We start from the raw sequence: 18,345 nt of genomic DNA, 5'->3' as shown, positions 1-18,345 counted from the left end.
TGAGATTTAATTCTGTTACAATTTTGGCTTAACTTCCATTGTTTATAAAATTTCAATATAAAAATGCCAATATCTCTTGCTTTAGATATTGGCATTTTTATATTGAAATTAAGTAGCACTTATTTCCCTACATCTGGTTGAACCAACTTTGTGCTTTGTATTTATTTTTTCAAGTATATTATTAATAGCTCAATCTTCTTAATAATAAATAATTGCTTTTTATAAAATATTAAGTAATAAATCTATTCTAAGCTTATTAGTTTCTTGAAATATATTAATAATCCTCCAGGTTTTTCTTCTCCATAATAGTAATAAGATAATGAATCATCAAGCCATATTATTATTACACTTAATAAATACCAGTAAATACAATTCTGTAAGCATATTTGTCCAAAAAAATTAAACTTTTCTTGTGAATAATTCCATAAGTTTAAATGTAAATACATATTAAAAAATATTCCTGAAAGTAATTCCACTGCAGTAATTAAAGAACCTCCTATTATAACCTGCTGCCACATCTTGAGTGTATAATAATTAGGTTTATCATTTAATCCACCAATTAATACAGCACATAATCCGCCTATAGGAAACATCCATAGTGAAGTCCAACCACATAAACTCCATTTAGAAATTCCTTCAAACCCAATTAATGAACCACAATAAGCTCTTGAAAAAATTTCTATATTTAAATATATACTACCAAATACAAGAAAATGGATTATTTTATTCTTTGCATATTTCAAAAATACCACCTCTGTAATGTATAGTATTACCTTTTAAAAGAAACTGTATCCTACTCTTAATCATTCACTCTTCCTTATAATGTTATGATATAGTACTGGCTCATTTCAATTTTATCTTTATATTGTAATATCTCAATTGATTTGTATTTTTTTATGTTATATACTTATTTAAGTGAAATATTTTTGGAAACTATTATATGTAAATACGTTTTATTGCTATAGCTATAATAGTTCCTTTAAATCTATTTTTAATTTTAAAAGTAAATATAGATTAAGCATATTAAGGAGATATAACTTATGAAAAAGATTTTTATAGATACAGAAACTACAGGTTTAGAACCTGGTGAGATTTTACAACTTACATATTGTGTATGTGATATAAATGACTTAGGAGAAGAAAAAGTTTCTTTTGCGAAGAATTTCTTTTTTGAAGTAGATTATATTGATCCATCTGCAGAAGCAGTCCATGGTTTCAATATAAAAACCTTAAAGCTTTTATCAAATGGACAAAGATTTAAAAATGTAGCTTCCGAGGTAGCTGATGATTTTAAGGAGGGTATATTTATTGCTCACAATGTAAAATTTGATCAAAAATTCGTACGTGCAGAATTTGATAGATTAAATTATTCAAATTGGTCTCCAAAACAATTTTTTTGTACCATGGAGTTTTTTAAATCAATAGTAAAATCAACAACTAAAACCGGTAGATTAAAAAATCCAAGATTAGAAGAAACTATGACTTTTCTTGGGATAAATAAGAATACAGTTCTAAAGGGTGCACGTAAACTTTTTAGTTGTGGAACTGTAGATTTTCATGACGCTAGATATGATGTGGCGGCTCTTGTATCTTGCTATTATAGAGCTCAAAAATTAGGATATAATTTAAATGAAGTTATTTAAATCTATTCACTAAAAGTATATTGAAAAGATTCCTCTTTATTCAAGACGAATCTTTTTCAAGACACTTTTTTACGCGTTAAAATACAATATATATTTGTAAAAATAAAATGCTTTCTAAGGAGATTTACCTACAGATAGGCATTTGTTTCATTTTTATTGGTTTTCCCATGATGTAGCACGGACGCTTAATTATGGGGCATGGCATCATTATTGGACATGGTCTCATAGGATACATCATATAGGTAGGCTTCATTACCGGTGGATACATCATTTGAGGTTTCATCATCATTGGCTGTTTGACAGTCTGCATAATTGGTTCTATGTGTAGCTGCATTTTTGTTGGCTCCATTATTGGTTCTATTTTCAATTGCAACTTTATCGGATCAATTACTATAGATTCCATTTTAGGCTGTATATTTAGTTCCATATTACCTGCTTCCATCTTAGGTTGTATTTTAGGTTGTATATCTAACTCTACTTTTGTTGATTCCATTTTTGGTTGAATACTTAATTCCATATTTTGTGGTTCCATCTTTGGGTGTATATTTAATTCCATGTTTTGTGATTCTATTTTAGGTTGTATACCTAGTTCCATATTTTGCATTTCCATCTTAGGCTGAATATTTATTTCCATATTCTGTGGTTCTACTTTAGGGTGTATACCTAGTTCCATACTTTGTGGTTGCAATTGAGGTTGTATATTCAACTCCATTTTTGTTGGTTCTATTTTAGGTTGTATTTTCACTTCTTGTGTAGTCTGCGGCGACTGATATGGTTTAGGCTGTGGTGCCACGTATGGTTTAGGCTGTTGTGGTGCCATGTATGGCTTAGGCTGTGGTTGTGGCTTTGCTTGTTGCATTGGTTGCTGTGGTTTTATTTTTCTCTCTGAGTTTTCCATTCTATACATCATCATTGGACACATTATAGGATACTGAAAAGGTGTATAGTATTCCATTTCATTGTTATAATTCATAATTTTCCTCCTATTAAACATCACATCAATTTATTATATGAATATTTTTCTGTTATGTTCATAGAAATAAAATAAAAATGTGGTTGATTCTACCACATTTTTATTTCTAAATAAGATAAAATTTTAGTTAGCTCCAGCTGTGCCTGTAACTACTTCACTACTTGTAAAACCTGTTAGTTTCAATACATCTGAAGCATTTGTACCGCTAGCAGATACCGAAACTGTGGATGTTGTTCCTGTAGACTTGCTAGTTATAACAAGCTTACCATTAGTTATAGTTACGTTTGCTACATCATTTAAAGATATTGCTATACTATTTTGTGCTAATCCTATAGAGGATGCCAAACTATTAACATCGTAAAATGCTGCATGATTATCCAAAGATAAAGTAAATGTGTGTGCCTCGTCTATTCCATTAATCTTTATAACTAATGATCCAGTTTTATTTGTCATTGTAGTAGTTAAATCTACTACATTTCCTGCCGCTATTTTACCAGATGTAGCTGCAGTATAATCTTTTACAACAGCAGTTTTATCAACAAATTTAACTACTTTTCCGTAAGAATTTACTTCAGCTATCCCAATATGGACTCCATTGGCAATCGTAACTGTATTGCCATCTGTCACAGTTGTCCATGCTGATAAATCGTCTCCTACATTTGGGGTAGCTACTGCATTACCCGTTGTTGATATAGTATATTTAAATGTATCCGATGGATTTACCTTGGTAACTCCATTTAAACTAAATTGCGTTTTTCCATTATTCTCATAACCTAGTGCATCAACCAAAGCTGCACCTTCTAAAATTGAACTTGTCGTGTTTGTTGAGTTTCCCGAAGTAGTTTTCTTAGTAAGAACAAAATCCGATGACATAAATTGAGCTGCTGTATAAGTGCCATCAACTGTTGCTGCAAAAGTATTCGTTGAAGCATTAAATATTGCATCTATTCCTTTTACTTTTACGCTGTAGCTTGCAGGATCCGTAACATTTAATTTAAAGGTTACCACAGTTGAAAATGGTACTACCGCGGTGTTAACTGCTATACTTGATGTATCAACTTGTCCTGAAGTAGTTTTCTTAGTAGGCACAAAATCTGATGATGTAAATTGAGCTACTGTATAAGTGCCATCAACTGTTGCTGCAAAAGTATTCGTTGAAGCGTTAAATATTGCATCTACTCCTTTTACTTTCACGTTGTAGTTTGCAGGATCTGTAACATTTAATTTAAAGGTTACTACAGTTGAAAATGGTACTGCCGAGGTATTAACTGCTACGGTTGATAAATCAACTTGTCCTGTTGGTGTTACTGGAGTGTCGCTTTCTGTTATAGTTATAGTTCTCCTTCTTATATCATCACTTGAAGGTTCATATTCAGCATACTCACCATCCGCATCTTTTTTAGTTCTAAGTGATACACTGCTTTTAGCCCTTATATCAATTGTGCCTCCATTAAATGCCTTATAATCTTTGTTGTCACTGTCAAAAGTAAATATAAGAGTTGATCCATCTACCCTCAATGAATCTGGCTTAATATCTGTTCCGTTGTTGCCAACAAATGTAAAATCATCTGTTTTAGTACCACTATTAGGATCGAGAGGCGTATCAAATGTTATATACACTTTCGTGCCATTACTATCTTTTGTTGCTGTCCAATAATCTGCATCAGAATCATCTGAGCAAGTAGTTCTTGGAGCAGCATCATAGTCATATATTGTCTCTTGATCATATGAAAGATCTGCCACATTTCCATTACTATCCCTAGACACCCTGGCACCAGTTTCATCTATTGTACCAGTTGAAACTATTTCTAATTTAGCATCTTGCCCTTGAGCTTTTACAAGTTCTATCTTAGTCGGATCATCGTTTATTTTTCCATTAGCATAAGTTATTGGATGTGCTGCCTTTTCATCTGAAGTAGCCTTTGCACCTTCTTTATATATAAGTATCACCTTGTCTCCATTAATATTGGCAGTGCTTGGTTTTATTCCTCCTAGAGTAAAGTCTGATGGAGTTATTTCTGATATTGACCTATCAAATTTGATATCAACTTTTAAGTCATCGTCATCATAGTAAACTCTCATTGTCTTAGCTTTTACCTTAGCACCTGATACAGCTTGATCGATCTTATTATCATTGTTATATGCCACACCATCTAGAACATTTCCTTCTTCATCTTTTACATTAAATACAGATACAGCAGTTACATCATTGGCAGAACCATTAGTAGTTTTACCTGTAGTTTTTACATGATAGCTTGATGGAAATTCAATTATAGCACTCTTGTCATCGCCACCAGTAGATATCTCCGTATCGCTTGGTAATGACTTAGTATCGCCCTCTCCATTTATAAATTTATAATTAGATTTATCTGTAATTGTCGATGCATCCATTGGTTCACTAAAATAAATAATGACGCTATCTTTATTTGTATCTGAAACGTCTCTAAGCTTCGCATATATTCCCACTCCTCTAGGAGCAACATCATCATTACCACTAATAGTTTCTGAATAATCTTCCATCGTATTTGGAGAAGAGGATGTATCAATTATATTCTCTATGCTCAAAGTATACTTTGAACCAGTTAATCTCCAATCATCGTCTGAATCATCAGGATTATATTTATATAATTTTATATTATAGGTATCTGTATCGGATGTGTCTGATTCACCTGAAGTGCTATATATTTCTTTAATATGATCAGTTATATCCGTATCTTTATTATCCTCTAATTTATAGTTTGATATATTGGTAGCATAGCTGTAATCAACATCCTTACTGAACCTTACACGAATAGTTTCGCTATCTACTATACTAACACTTTCTACAGTAGGCTTTGTCTCATCTTTTTCATCTTCAAAATTTACTCTAGTATCATCAGATACTCTGTTTCCATAAGCATCTTTAACATGATCACTTATATAGAGTGTATTTGATCCAGTTTCAATTGTTCCATCGCTTACATGTTTTAACTTTATTACAGTATCATTATCATCAGTTTCTATATATGCCCCTGAAATATTACTTAGTTTTCTACCATTTACCTGATAGTTCGAAAGATCTTTAGCCGTCTGTATATCCATTGGCCTATCAAAAGTAATATAAATTTTTCCACTTGATACTTCTTTTACAGATCTAACTGTTGGTTTAGTAGACATATCGTCGACATCGAAATCTTGACTCTCCTCTCTAAAAGTAAACCCAGCAGCATCAGACAATAATCCATTGCTGTCTCCATCTGAAATTTTTAATGTATGATTTCCCTCTTCAATTGGTGAATCAAGATAGAAAGTCACTTTGTTTGCCCATGTACCTGTTGGTCCGTATGAACTACTATTTATTTTTAAACCATCTTTGATTTCACTGTATTCTGTATTTACTCCATAGTTTCCTAAGCTCTGTCCATCAACTTTGAATTTGCTTTTTAATTCACTTATACTTTTCATATTAACAGCCTCTGAAAACTCCACTGTTAGCTGGCTATTACCTTCTACGGATACCTTTTTTAATTCAGGAGGTGTAGTGTCTGAAAACGTTACATCTTGTTCAAATCCGTCGATTGAATTATCTTTGTCCTCAGTTAGTATACCCTTTTTAACTGTAATTGTTACATCATCATATTGTTTCCTTGGATGAGCGAAGGTTATTACAACAGTATTATCATCGATTTTGGTAGCCGATGCTCCATTTTCATCATCAGCAACACCGTCATCTAATTTAGTGAGCTGTGTTCCATCTATTTTATAGTTTGTTACATCTTCAGCAGAATCTTCATCAACAGATGTATTAAAATGAATTTTCATTTGGTTTAAGCTTATTGTTTCTATTGATTTAACTGTATCACTAGTATTAGAATTTGATGAACCTTTTTGACTGATTATATTATTTATATCATAAACTGTTGACTCTGAAACGACTCCTGATCCACCTATAACATTGAGATCAGTTTCTTCAGTTGCTTTTGATCTAATATAGCTTAAAGCATTATTTGTACCACTACTTCCATAATTATCAACTAACACTAATGGTGCATCTGTTTTACCTGCTAAAGCGGATGCTACTAAAGCATCTGCATATCCATCTCCACTGGCATTAGCAATATATAGCTTATCAGACTTCAAAGATGAATCAAATTTGTTTAATACATTTACATTAGTTTCAAATCTATTAGCTCCACCATTAACTCTTTCAACAGCATTTAAAAGATTATATATATAATCACTTATAACATTACTTGTTCCAACCACTGTAACCTGTGAATTATTAGCTTTTACAAAATTAATTGTAGATTGCATTGAACTACTATCATTACTTCCTAGTAATAATATTTGTCCTTTAGCAGCCGCTACTGGAGCTACCGATAAGGCATCTGAAAACCCTTCTCCAGAGGCTAATATAACATTTTCTGCACTTACTCCTAATTCAACCATTTTTTTAGCTACTGCTACATTTGTTTCATATCTGTTTATTCCTTGAAGTTCTATTAAATTATATCCATAATTTCTTAAAGTAGTTCTTACTCCTTGGCTTATTGAAGCATTTCCTCCTATAACGTATATATTATTAGGTTTTAGCGTGTCTAGTGCTGACTTTGCATCACTATTTAAAGTATTAGAGTTCGTTAAAAGTATTGGCGCATTCAGTTGTTTTGCCAAAGATGATGCACTTACTGCATCTGCATATCCTTCTCCACTAACTAACACTACATTTTCCGTTCCATAAGACCAGTTTGTTGTTGCAACCTGAGCCGCTGTCTCATATCTATCTGCTCCGCTTATTCTCGTGACTCGTCCTTCTGCTGCATAAACTGGATTAGTTGCTAAAGTTGAAGTAGATAATACTAAAGAAATAAGTGTAGTACTTGCAAGTGCTCTTGTACGCTTTCTATTCAAGTTAGATCCCCCCCTAAATATAAAAATTTTCATTCTAATCTACAAACTAATCTACAAGGTGAAAATACATTAAAGCTTTTCTAGTATTTTTGCTTAGAACCTCTTACTAAATTATACCATCGAATCCACAATATATCTATACTTCATTTTATATAACAATATGAACATTATATTAATAACTATAAAATATATGATTAATTACCACAACTCATATGAAATTAATAAATGTCATCCTTTAAATTAAATTGTAAAAGATATAATTTTTTATCAGTTCTATGCAAATTACTAAGAAAATTTAAGAAAACAAGAGAATTATTAATAACATTTATAATAATAGAACTTTTCCTATTTGTGTTTATTTCAAAATTCAATTATAATTTTTTCAAATAAATATTAAAAGTAATGACGGAAAAAAGTAATTAAGTGTATCACAAAGAGAGACAGTGGCTGGTGTAAACTGTTTGAGAATCTTGATGAAATACATTCCTGAACTGCAAGCTGAAATATTAGTAAGCTGAGCCGAGTAACTCACGTTAAGAGTAAGAGAAGATTAATTTTATAATTAAAAGTAGGGTGGTACCACGACAAAGCTCGTCCCTTTGTCATAGGTGCTTTTTTTATTTTATTTATAACCTTATTTTTTATTATATATTGATTAATTAGGGTGGTACCACGAATAATTCGTCCCTTGGCCAGGGGCGTTTTTTTATTTCCTGAATTCACCAAATATATATTGATACTAATACTATTTGATGAATTTATTAATGAAGAACTGGGGATTTCTTCATTAGTGATGGTTATTTATATTTTAAAATCTATTCTAATATAAAAATTAAAGGGGGCAAATTAAATGAATATTTCTTTAATAATAGTTATAATTTATATATTTATACTTTTTTCAATAAGCTTTATAGCTAGAAAAAAAGCTTCAAAAGGTGGAGAAAGTTATACTTTAGCAGGTAGAAATCTTACTACCCCACTTGTAACCTGTTCTCTTGTAGGCCTTGCTATAGGCGGAGCATCTACCATAGGTGTAGCTGAGCAAGCTTACTCTGTGGGACTTTCAGCTGGTTGGTATAATGTAGCTTGGGGCTTAGGCGCTATAGTAATGGGAGTTGTACTAGCTGGAAGATATCGAGAATTTAATGTTTCAACAGTACCAGAGCTTTTTGGTAGATTTTATGACAGAAAAAGCAGAGTGATTTGCGTTATATGCCAGATAGTTATAAACCTTGTAGTTGTATCTCTTCAATATATTGCAGGAGGAGCTATTCTTTCATCACTACTTCCCAATGTTTTTACCTTAAAAACAGGTATGATAGTAAGTGCATGTGTGTTTATAAGTATAACCTTTATAGGAGGCATGTGGTCTGCAGGACTATGTAACTTATTTAATGTGCCTTTGAAATATATGGGAGTAATTCTATGCACAATATTAGCTGTGGCTTCAAGAGGTGGAATTCAAAATTTGAGCCTTCAACTTCCTCATAATATACCTTACTTTAGTTTTATAAAAGGAACTGGATTTTGGGTCATATTAAGCTGGATTTTAGTAATGACAACTCAGGCAATGTCAATGCAAGGACCTGTACAATTAACCTTTGCTTCCAAAGATGCAAAAACTGCAAGAAATGGATTTATAATTGGCGGGCTTTTAATGATTCCTATAGGTTTTTTGTGTGCTCTTATAGGAATGGCTGCAAGAACAGCTTTTCCTGGAGTACCTGCTACTTTAGCTTTGCCTAAGATGATACTCTCACTAAATCCATTAATCGCAGGGTTAACTTTAGCAGCACTTTGGGCGGCAGATGTTTCTTCAGCCTGCAGCATACTTTTAGGATCAGCTACTTTATTTTCACAAGATGTATATAAACAATTTATCAACCCTAATGCTGATGATAAAAACCTTTTAGTAATAAATAAATTATGCGTTTGTATACTTGGAATTATAACTTTCGCCCTTGCTTTATCTATGGGTGGTATTTTAAAAGCTATATCCATAGGATTAAGTTTATCTACTGCCTTTACAATTACTTTCTTGTTTACTATATTTTCACCTAAATTATGTAGAAAGAATTCAGCATTTTTTACTACTCTAGTTGGAATAGTAGTTCTTTTCTTATGGCAGCTAGTGCCAGCAGTAAGAATCTTTCCTCATGTAATATTTATGGAGTGGATAGCCTGTTTGTCAACATTCTTATTAGTGTCTATATTAGATAAAGAAGGACTTAAACACATGAATAAGGCATCAAATAGCAGCCTGTTATCTGAATTAGACTAAAATTTAATAAATATTTATTTTAAATGGCAGAGGGACTATCCTCTGCCATAATTGTATTTAAAGAAACTTTTTGAGCTCTTCTATATTTCTTTGTTCAAATTTCAGTAGTCTCTTTCCTAGATCAACTATTTCTTTATCCATATCGTCATATCGCTTTAGATTTCTTGTGATATCTACTATGCCCATAGTGCTGCCTCTAATTAAAAGCTCAGATATATGCGATGGTGCTTTATCAGTCAGGGTATTAAGATTTATAGAAACATAAGTTGAAACCTTAGTTAGAACACCAATTCCCTTTGCTTCTTTGTTTACTTCTTTAAGCTTTGAGTCTGATATATCGAATATTTCCCTATATTCATTAAGCTGAGATTCTAAATTTCGTTTAAAAACATCATCTTTTACTATTCCAAGTAACTGCGTTAATGTACGCTGACCCATTTCAGAATTTTGATAAATATAATTTAGCAGTTCAACATCTCCACTCATTTAAAATCACCTCTTAAAATATTGTGTGTAAATAATTGCTATTTATCCCTTAACTGAAATGGTAAAATTACTGAATTATGATGTTATCGCCACTAGAACCAATAGTTATATTGCATCCATCATAAATTTCACCAGCTATTATCTTTCTAGCTATACTTGTTTCTAAAGTGTTTTCAATATACCTTCTAAGTGGTCTAGCTCCATAAACTGGATCATAACCTTCCTTAGCTAAAAGCTCTTTGGCCGCTTCAGTAATAGTCATTGTAATATTCCTATCATTAAGTCTCTTTTTAACATCTCTTAAGAATATATCTATTATTTTCTTAACTCCTTCGTTAGTCAATGGTTTAAATAATATTATATCATCAAGTCTGTTTAAAAATTCCGGTTTAAATCTTGCCTTCATTTCATTCATTACAGATATCCTAATATTTTCGTCTATAGAATTTTCACTCTTGTTTTCCAGCAGATAGCTGCTTCCTATATTTGAAGTCATTATTATTATAGTATTTTTAAAGTCAACAGTTTTTCCTTTGTTATCAGTAAGTCTTCCATCGTCTAAAATTTGCAAAAATACATTAAATACATCCTCGTGAGCTTTTTCTATCTCATCAAACAGGATTACTGAATAGGGCTTTCTTCTAACCGCTTCTGTTAACTGTCCCCCCTCTTCATATCCTACATATCCTGGAGGCGCTCCTATAAGTCTTGATACTGAATACTTCTCCATATATTCTGACATGTCTATTCTTATAATATTTTCTTCACTATCGAACAAATTTCTAGCTAAGGTTTTTGCAAGCTCTGTTTTACCAACTCCAGTTGGACCAAGAAATATAAAGGAGCCTATTGGCCTTTTCTCGTCTTTCATCCCTGCTCTTGCTCTAATTACTGAGTTGGATACACTTCTTACTGCTTCTTCCTGTCCTATAACTCTTTTTTGTAAATCGTCCTCTAGCCTTAAAAGCTTTTCTCTTTCTCCTTCTACTAGCTTAGATACCGGAATTCCGGTCCACTTACCTACTATTTCTGATATTTCGTTTTCAGTTACTTCTTCCTTTAATAGAGCTCCTTCATAATTTTCCTTCATGTCTTCTTCTTTTTCCTTTATTTCTTCTTCAAGTTTAGGAATAAGCCCATATCTTAGTTCTGCTACTTTGTTCAAATCGTATTCTCTTTCATACTTTTCTATATTTCCTCTTGCTTCATCTAACTGCGCCTTAAGATTCCTTATTTCAAGGATATGACCTTTTTCCTTCTCATACTTAGCAGTCATTTCATCATTCTTCCCCTTAAGTTCTGCAAGTTCCTTACTTAATGTTTCCAATCTTGCCTTTGAAGCACTATCATTTTCCTTTGAAAGAGCCTCTTTTTCAGTTTCTAGTTGGAAAAGTTTTCTCCTAACCATATCTAATTCTGTAGGAAGAGAGTCAATTTCACTTCTTATCATAGCACCTGCTTCATCTATTAAATCAATAGCCTTGTCAGGTAAAAATCTTCCCTGAATATATCTATCAGAAAGCTTTGCAGCTGCTACAATAGCAGAATCATGTATCCTAATACCATGGTGTATTTCAAATCTTTCCTTTAGTCCTCTCAATATAGAAATAGTATCTGTCACTGTAGGTTCCTCTATAGAAACCTTCTGAAATCTTCTCTCTAGGGCCTTATCCTTTTCAATATATTGTCTATATTCATCAAAGGTAGTTGCACCTATGCAGTGAAGTTCTCCTCTTGCAAGCAGTGGTTTAATAAGATTACCTGCATCCATGGCTCCATCTGTCTTTCCGGCTCCAACTATAGTGTGAATTTCATCTATAAAGAGTATTATTCTTCCATTAGAGTTTTGCACTTCCTTAAGAACGGCTTTTAATCTTTCCTCAAACTCTCCTCTATATTTTGCACCAGCAATTAATGCCCCCATATCCAAAGAAAATATTATCTTATCTTTTAATCCTTCTGGTACATCTCCTCTGATAATTCTTTCTGCTAATCCCTCTACTATTGCAGTTTTACCTACTCCTGGTTCTCCTATCAATACTGGATTATTCTTAGTCCTTCTTGAAAGTATTCTTATAGTTCTTCTAATTTCTTCATCTCTTCCTATGACTGGATCCAATTTATGCTTTTTAGCTAATTCAACTAGATTTGTTCCATATTTAGCTAATGCATCATAAGTACCTTCAGGATCCTGGGTATCAACTCTTTGACTTCCCCTAACTTGAGACAACACCTTCATGAAATCTGATTTTTGTATATTAAACTTAGCTAATATATTTCCTACTACTCCTCTATTATCTATGTCCATAATAGCTAACATAGCATGTTCCACACTTATATAAGAGTCCTTAAATTTTTCAGCTATAGAATTTGCTTTAACTAAAACCTCTTCTATACGCCTAGTTGCATAAACACTTGAGTTTTGAGCTCCCTCACCTAAAACTTTAGGCATTTTATCCAATTGAAGATGTATTTCTTGTTTTAAAGTCTTTAGATTTATACCCATCTTTTCGAATACATTTGGTATTAAGCCATCTTCCTGCTCTACTAAAGCCGAAAATAGATGAATTACATCTACTTGCTGATGGTTAAATCTAACTGCTGTTAATTGAGCTTCATTTAAACTTTTCTGTACCCTTATAGTCATTTTTTCTATGTTCATAATTCATCTTCTCCTATCTGTGTTATTATTTTACTCTTTATTAAAATAATAATACTAAAGTCAAAGAAAGTCAAAGTATATTTTACTATTTTTTTATTTTTTGTGGACATATACTATCATAACCTTTAGAATATATAAAAGAGTTCAAAATCACAAACTTAACTCATATGGAGGAATATTTTATGTTACAATCGCATCTAGGAGTATTAGCCTCACTCGCAACTGCAATATGCTGGACAATTACTGCTGTTGCCTTTGAATTTGCTGGAAAAAAAGTTGGTTCTCTTTGCGTAAATCTAATAAGGCTTTTCATAGCTTTTATACTAATTTCAATTTTTAATTTTTTCACAAGAGGGATTTTCTTACCTACAGATGCCTCAGGCTTCACCTGGCTCTGGCTGCTTATATCTGGATTAATAGGTTTTGTAATAGGTGATTTATTTTTATTTCAAGCCTATGTGGAAATTGGTTCCCGTGTATCTCAATTAATAATGTCCATAGTACCACCAATAACTGCAGTAACTGGCTACATATTAATGAACGAGAAAATAACATTATTAGGTTTCATAGGGATGGTTACAACTATTGTAGGAATTGCTCTTGTAATACTAACGAAAGATTCGGATGATAAAAAAATCACCTTTTCCCATCCAATAAAAGGCTTAATATATGCCTTTATGGGAGCATTAGGCCAAGCTTTTGGACTTGTATTTAGTAAATTTGGCATGGGTTCCTATAACCCTTTTGCTGCCACTCAAATCAGAATTATAGCCGCAATTTTAGGATTTTGTGTTGTTATTACAGTTACAAAAAATTGGACAAATATATATACAGCATTAAAAGATAAGAAGGCAATGCAAAGTATAAGTATCGGATCATTTTTCGGACCATTTATTGGTGTTTCGTTATCACTACTAGCTGTCCAACACGCACCTACGGCTATTGTTTCCACAATAACATCTATAACCCCTATATTAATTATACCGGCATCTATAATTATATTTAAAGAAAAAATAGCTACAAAAGAAATATTAGGATCTGTTATAGCTTTAACAGGTGTCACACTGCTATTTTTATAATCCTATTTTTATTAGCGTTAAGCATAATCTAGTTTTAAAGCAATGGAAAATAAATTTATACTGAGTTATATGATACTAACCTGAAAATATTTAACGCACTGTAGATTAGTATTATATAACTCAGCATAAGTCTGATTTCGCCTGTGATTCTCTATATATAAAATGAAATCCTTGTCTTGAGAACATATGTTTGATATAATATATTAAGCGATAAACTTTATATATAATGTAGTTTCTATGTTAATTCAATCGGAGGAAAATATGAGTGAAAGAGTTATTCTTCATGTGGATATGGATGCCTTTTTTGCTTCTGTAGAGGTCATAGATACTCCAAAACTAAAAGGAAAACCAGTAATAGTTGGAGGTAGGTCAGAAAGAGGAGTAGTTGCAACTTGTTCCTATGAAGCTAGAAAATATGGTGTGAGGAGTGCTATGCCTATATATATGGCAAAAGCCCAATGTCCTAATGGTATTTATCTTCCCACTAGAATAAATAGATACAAGGAAGTATCTCGAGAAATATTTAAGATCTTTTATGAAATAACACCTTATGTAGAACCTCTAAGTATTGATGAGGCTTATCTTGATATTACTGAACTTAATAAAGACCCTGTTTCAGTAGCTATGTTTATAAAAGAAATGGTTGTAAAAGCTACAGGTCTTACTATATCGGTAGGAATTTCTTACAACAAGTTTCTTGCTAAATTGGCCTCTGATTGGAATAAGCCAAACGGATTAAAAATTATAACCAAAGATATGATTCCAAAGGTTTTATTACCTTTACCTATAAATAAAATTTATGGATTAGGCAAAAAATCAACTAATAAACTTAATTCAATCGGTATATTTACTATTGAAGATCTATATACCCTAGCTCCAGATTTCCTAACAGAATTTTTTGGTAAATACGGTATTGAAATATATAAACGAATCAGAGGCATAGACAATAGAAAAGTAGAAATATCTAGAGAAACAAAATCTATTGGTAGAGAAACCACACTAAAAAGTGATACCAAGAATAAAAAAGAATTAGAGGTTTATATAAAGAGCTTTTGTTCTTCCATATCAAGAACCCTGTCAATTAAGGGGCTCAGCGGAAAAACCTTAACTTTAAAGATCAAAACCTCAACATTTGAAAACCACACAAAGAATAAAACATTGCCTTTCTATATATCAAAAGAAGAAGATATTTTAAGAGAATCCTTAGATATATTATATTCCATAGATTTAAATGAAGAAATAAGACTTATTGGTGTATCTATTTCTTCCTTAAAGGAAATGAACCTTCAGCAACTTAGTTTATTTTAGAGGACTACACTAGACACTTAACATCTACCGGAGCATAAGTTAAGTGTCTGTTGTTGGTATCTATAATGAAACCGCATATTCATTGATTACTTTATACACCCCATTGTCATTGTTACTTTCTGCAATAAAATTAGCATGCTCTTTTACATCCTCAGGCGCATTTTTCATTGCATAACTATAGTAAGCTCTTTTAAACATGGTTAAATCATTATAATAATCACCAAATACCATGGTATCTTTTTCATCTATATTAAATTTTTCTTGAAGTATTCTTATAGCATTACCTTTACTTACACCTTTATTAGCGATATCTATCCATTTGTCTCCTGATAGCACGAATTCAAGATTATCATTTATATTGCTTTTTAAATATTCTATCATCTCAGGTTTTACACCATCTTTCACATAATAAGTCATTTTATAAATAGGAGATTTAAGTTCATCAAAGGATTTTACTTTTTCAGCGATAACTTCACAGTTTTTAAATTCATCAAGAATTATTTGTGAAGGATTTACTATGTATGCTGTATCATCCCCTGCTAAAAATAATTCTTCACCTAAATCACGTTTAAGACTAGCTATCTTCTTTATATCTTCCTGCCTAATACAATTTGAGTAAAGTACTTTATCTGACTTATTATATTTTATTAAAGCTCCATTATGTGCAATAAATAACATATTAGAGTTGGATTTTTGAAAATTTTTACTAAGCTGAGAATAAAATCTGCCACTAGCTGCTGCAAAAATTATATTTTTTTTATTTAATAATTCTATCAAACTAAAAATCTTTTCATTGATTTTTCCATAATCATTTATTAAAGTGCCATCTAAATCCGTTGCAATAAGTTTAATCATTCTTTCTCCTCCTAAAAATAGAATTACATGCTATATAGTAACATAAATTATACTTTTTATCTAGAAAAGAATTGATAAGGCCATTTATTTCTAATATATGCTAGGATAATACAGGCGCTTTTTTATTCTTTACGTATGGAATTTGCGATTCAGATAACCCTACGAATAATCTATGTATAAATACTTACCTTGTAACCCTTGATAACTAAAAAACTGCATACAAAAGAACTCCAATTGATTTATAATTAAACCTCTTGGAGTCCTTCTGTATTCATGTATATATCCTCATCAGAAGGTATATATACCAGAGTGTAAATATACTTTCGGTCGTATGGAGCTGCAAAGCAGCTAAGCTTGTTTAATACTCATATACTAAGTTTACACTTGCTTTTATTTTATAAGTTCCTGCTTCTACGGACATACTGCTTGCTGCTGATTCATTTTTCAGTGATGATTTATAGAAAACTGGATATTCAACAGGAACACCACTTGAGTTTTCTATTACTTTTGTAGGAGTCGATATTTTTACATCTATACAGCCAGCCATTACCTGTGCTTTAGCTTTTGCATTTGATATAGCATTTGTTAAAGCTGTATTATAGTATTTTGCATAATCATTAACTCCAAAACTAACTCCATTAGAATCATTTGCTCCATTTGCTACAGCTGTGTCAATTATACTTCCAGCTAAGCTTATGTTTTTAACTGTAACACTTAAAGTGCTCGTAACAATATAACCAACAACTGTGCTATTTCCTGTTTTATCATCATAGTTATATTTAGGGCTAATAGTATAATTAGATGTCTTAATATCCTGACTTGCTATTCCCTGTTTCTTAATGGCACTGATGATATTGTTCACTGCTGTAGAATTAACTGTTTGAGCCTCACCTACAGTGGTCTTTTCTGTTGTTACGCCTAAAGACAAATAAGCAATATCAGGAACTGCATCTACTTCGCCATCTCCAGTAACATTTATTGTTCTGGCTGTGGCTGAATTAGCTGTATCTTCTGCAGCTAACACCTTATAATTTGGAGTTAGGCTCACTCCCATTAAGAAAATAAACATAACTGCAGACATAAAGATAAATGTCCACTTTTTCCTTGTTAAATTAGTATTTTTCAATTTTATCACTCCTTAAATATTATTTATGTTAATACTTATAATAAAGTAACATAACAAGCCATTATTCTATTATTCAACATCACCTATCGTTACATCACCTAAAATATTAAAGGCCATTCGATAACCTTTTATTTTATTGGTTGAATCCTTTTGTGAATTAGTTGTTTTAGATACAAAAAGATAATAAGTTTGTCCTTCTTCATATTTATCTGCTGGAGTAACTTTTACTGTTTTGTTGTCATCTCCAACAGTAAGATCCACTGCCACTTTATATCCTCTGCTGTCTCTAACATAAATTGTATCATCACTAATATTCTCTTTTAATATATTATTTTTAAAGGTAATAAGCCATTCTTTATTTATTGGAACATTTAAACGAGCTTGAATGTCAGTCCAATTCTGTTCCTGAAGCTCTGATGAATTCACTAGTGGAGATAGCTCTGTTTCACTTTCTGTTATAACTTTAACATTTTGAGTTCCTTGCTGAAACTTTACAATTATATATGGATAAGTAATAGATTCTCCTACCATATCATTAGATGATGGCTTTGTTTCTTGAATAGCAATTTTAGAAATTCCTTCTACGTCCTCTACAGATGCTACATTAATACCATAGCCTGTACTGTTTCTCTTTCCTAAAGAAATTAAAACATAAATATCCGAGGCTTCTAAACCATACTTTTCATTATCAAAAACATAATACCCAGAATGAAGTTTTAGTTTTTCAATTTCGTTAGAATAATTTCCAAATACATTTGCTATTTCTTTTTCGTTTAACACATAAGGTTTTAGCTCATTTGTAGTAATTCCTTGAGGGGGTTTGCTGCAAATCGCACTTATAACCTTAGGTTGGTCTTCTTGAGCTTTTACAAAATTAGCTGGTACTGCAGAAATAGCTGAAATAATTAATGTGAATATTAATATATTCTTCCTATTCATACTTAAACCTCCTAAATTTAACTTTTGATTCTCTATACATATAGACGAGTAAACTTTCCATTACGCTTCAAAAAATAAAAAAATAAATTATCATCTTACAATT

12 protein-coding genes and 1 other annotated feature are annotated in these 18,345 nt (G+C 31.7%); of the genes, 4 read left to right on the top strand and 8 right to left on the bottom strand.

The genetic code is table 11. From position 1 onward, the window contains the following. Positions 1-242: 242 nt before the first annotated feature. Positions 243-752: a putative ABC transporter permease gene (locus I6U48_RS17450; RefSeq protein ID WP_312891072.1), complete on the bottom strand. Its 510-nt coding sequence runs from the start codon at positions 750-752 to the stop codon at positions 243-245. Positions 753-1,040: 288 nt separating this feature from the next. On the opposite strand from I6U48_RS17450, the gene I6U48_RS17445 reads away from it, so the two are divergent. Next, positions 1,041-1,643, top strand: a complete 603-nt coding sequence (locus I6U48_RS17445; RefSeq protein WP_218321747.1) for a 3'-5' exonuclease — start codon at positions 1,041-1,043, stop codon at positions 1,641-1,643. A 124-nt stretch (positions 1,644-1,767) separates the two neighbouring features. On the opposite strand, the gene I6U48_RS17440 is transcribed toward I6U48_RS17445, so the two are convergent. Together I6U48_RS17440 and I6U48_RS17435 are read right to left on the bottom strand one after the other, a co-directional pair. Next, positions 1,768-2,616, bottom strand: coding sequence for a hypothetical protein (locus I6U48_RS17440; RefSeq protein WP_218321746.1), 849 nt, complete (start codon positions 2,614-2,616; stop codon positions 1,768-1,770). Positions 2,617-2,739: 123 nt separating this feature from the next. Further along, the gene (locus I6U48_RS17435; RefSeq protein ID WP_246615419.1) at positions 2,740-7,506 is read right to left on the bottom strand and encodes a cell wall-binding repeat-containing protein; all 4,767 of its coding nucleotides are present in this window, start codon (positions 7,504-7,506) and stop codon (positions 2,740-2,742) included. Between the two features lie 393 nt (positions 7,507-7,899). Continuing rightward, positions 7,900-8,108: a binding site (T-box leader), on the top strand. A 248-nt stretch (positions 8,109-8,356) separates the two neighbouring features. On the opposite strand from I6U48_RS17435, the gene I6U48_RS17430 reads away from it, so the two are divergent. After that, a complete protein-coding gene (locus I6U48_RS17430) occupies positions 8,357-9,787 on the top strand; it encodes a sodium:solute symporter family protein (RefSeq protein ID WP_218321744.1) in 1,431 nt (476 codons plus the stop codon). Positions 9,788-9,844: 57 nt separating this feature from the next. Here the strand turns inward: I6U48_RS17430 and I6U48_RS17425 are convergent, their stop codons facing one another. Both I6U48_RS17425 and clpB read right to left on the bottom strand, forming a co-directional pair. Continuing rightward, positions 9,845-10,273 carry a hypothetical protein gene (locus I6U48_RS17425; protein WP_218321743.1) on the bottom strand — a complete coding sequence of 143 codons (429 nt, stop codon included), beginning with the start codon at positions 10,271-10,273 and terminating at the stop codon, positions 9,845-9,847. Positions 10,274-10,340: 67 nt separating this feature from the next. Beyond that, positions 10,341-12,935, bottom strand: coding sequence for an ATP-dependent chaperone ClpB (clpB, locus tag I6U48_RS17420; protein ID WP_218321742.1), 2,595 nt, complete (start codon positions 12,933-12,935; stop codon positions 10,341-10,343). Positions 12,936-13,117: 182 nt separating this feature from the next. On the opposite strand from clpB, the gene I6U48_RS17415 reads away from it, so the two are divergent. After that, positions 13,118-14,014, top strand: a complete 897-nt coding sequence (locus tag I6U48_RS17415; RefSeq protein WP_218321741.1) for a DMT family transporter — start codon at positions 13,118-13,120, stop codon at positions 14,012-14,014. Positions 14,015-14,275: 261 nt separating this feature from the next. After that, positions 14,276-15,322, top strand: coding sequence for a DNA polymerase IV (locus I6U48_RS17410; protein ID WP_218321740.1), 1,047 nt, complete (start codon positions 14,276-14,278; stop codon positions 15,320-15,322). A gap of 60 nt (positions 15,323-15,382) precedes the next feature. On the opposite strand, the gene I6U48_RS17405 is transcribed toward I6U48_RS17410, so the two are convergent. The 3 genes from I6U48_RS17405 to I6U48_RS17395 all read right to left on the bottom strand — a co-directional run bounded on the left by I6U48_RS17405 (position 15,383) and on the right by I6U48_RS17395 (position 18,242). Beyond that, on the bottom strand, positions 15,383-16,177 hold the full coding sequence (locus I6U48_RS17405) for an HAD family hydrolase (RefSeq protein WP_218321739.1): 795 nt from the start codon (positions 16,175-16,177) through the stop codon (positions 15,383-15,385). A gap of 358 nt (positions 16,178-16,535) precedes the next feature. Continuing rightward, positions 16,536-17,312, bottom strand: a complete 777-nt coding sequence (locus I6U48_RS17400; RefSeq protein ID WP_312891070.1) for an SIMPL domain-containing protein — start codon at positions 17,310-17,312, stop codon at positions 16,536-16,538. A 60-nt stretch (positions 17,313-17,372) separates the two neighbouring features. Then, the gene (locus I6U48_RS17395; RefSeq protein ID WP_218321737.1) at positions 17,373-18,242 is read right to left on the bottom strand and encodes a protease complex subunit PrcB family protein; all 870 of its coding nucleotides are present in this window, start codon (positions 18,240-18,242) and stop codon (positions 17,373-17,375) included. Positions 18,243-18,345 lie beyond the last annotated feature (103 nt).

The sequence above is a fragment of the Clostridium thailandense genome (assembly GCF_019207025.1).
Classification (GTDB): Bacteria; Bacillota; Clostridia; order Clostridiales; family Clostridiaceae; genus Clostridium_AM; species Clostridium_AM thailandense.
The sequence above is the reverse complement of the archived record's forward strand: the minus strand, read 5'-3'. Positions and strand labels throughout refer to the sequence as shown.

What these genes read in the sequence shown, in the direction of transcription:
- I6U48_RS17440 (WP_218321746.1), bottom strand. Translation starts at nt 2,616, where the DNA reads ATGAATTATAACAATGAAATGGAATACTATACACCTTTTCAGTATCCT.
- I6U48_RS17410 (WP_218321740.1), top strand. Translation starts at nt 14,276, where the DNA reads ATGAGTGAAAGAGTTATTCTTCATGTGGATATGGATGCCTTTTTTGCT.
- I6U48_RS17445 (WP_218321747.1), top strand. Translation starts at nt 1,041, where the DNA reads ATGAAAAAGATTTTTATAGATACAGAAACTACAGGTTTAGAACCTGGT.
- I6U48_RS17425 (WP_218321743.1), bottom strand. Translation starts at nt 10,273, where the DNA reads ATGAGTGGAGATGTTGAACTGCTAAATTATATTTATCAAAATTCTGAA.
- I6U48_RS17395 (WP_218321737.1), bottom strand. Translation starts at nt 18,242, where the DNA reads ATGAATAGGAAGAATATATTAATATTCACATTAATTATTTCAGCTATT.
- clpB (WP_218321742.1), bottom strand. Translation starts at nt 12,935, where the DNA reads ATGAACATAGAAAAAATGACTATAAGGGTACAGAAAAGTTTAAATGAA.
- I6U48_RS17405 (WP_218321739.1), bottom strand. Translation starts at nt 16,177, where the DNA reads ATGATTAAACTTATTGCAACGGATTTAGATGGCACTTTAATAAATGAT.
- I6U48_RS17415 (WP_218321741.1), top strand. Translation starts at nt 13,118, where the DNA reads ATGTTACAATCGCATCTAGGAGTATTAGCCTCACTCGCAACTGCAATA.
- I6U48_RS17430 (WP_218321744.1), top strand. Translation starts at nt 8,357, where the DNA reads ATGAATATTTCTTTAATAATAGTTATAATTTATATATTTATACTTTTT.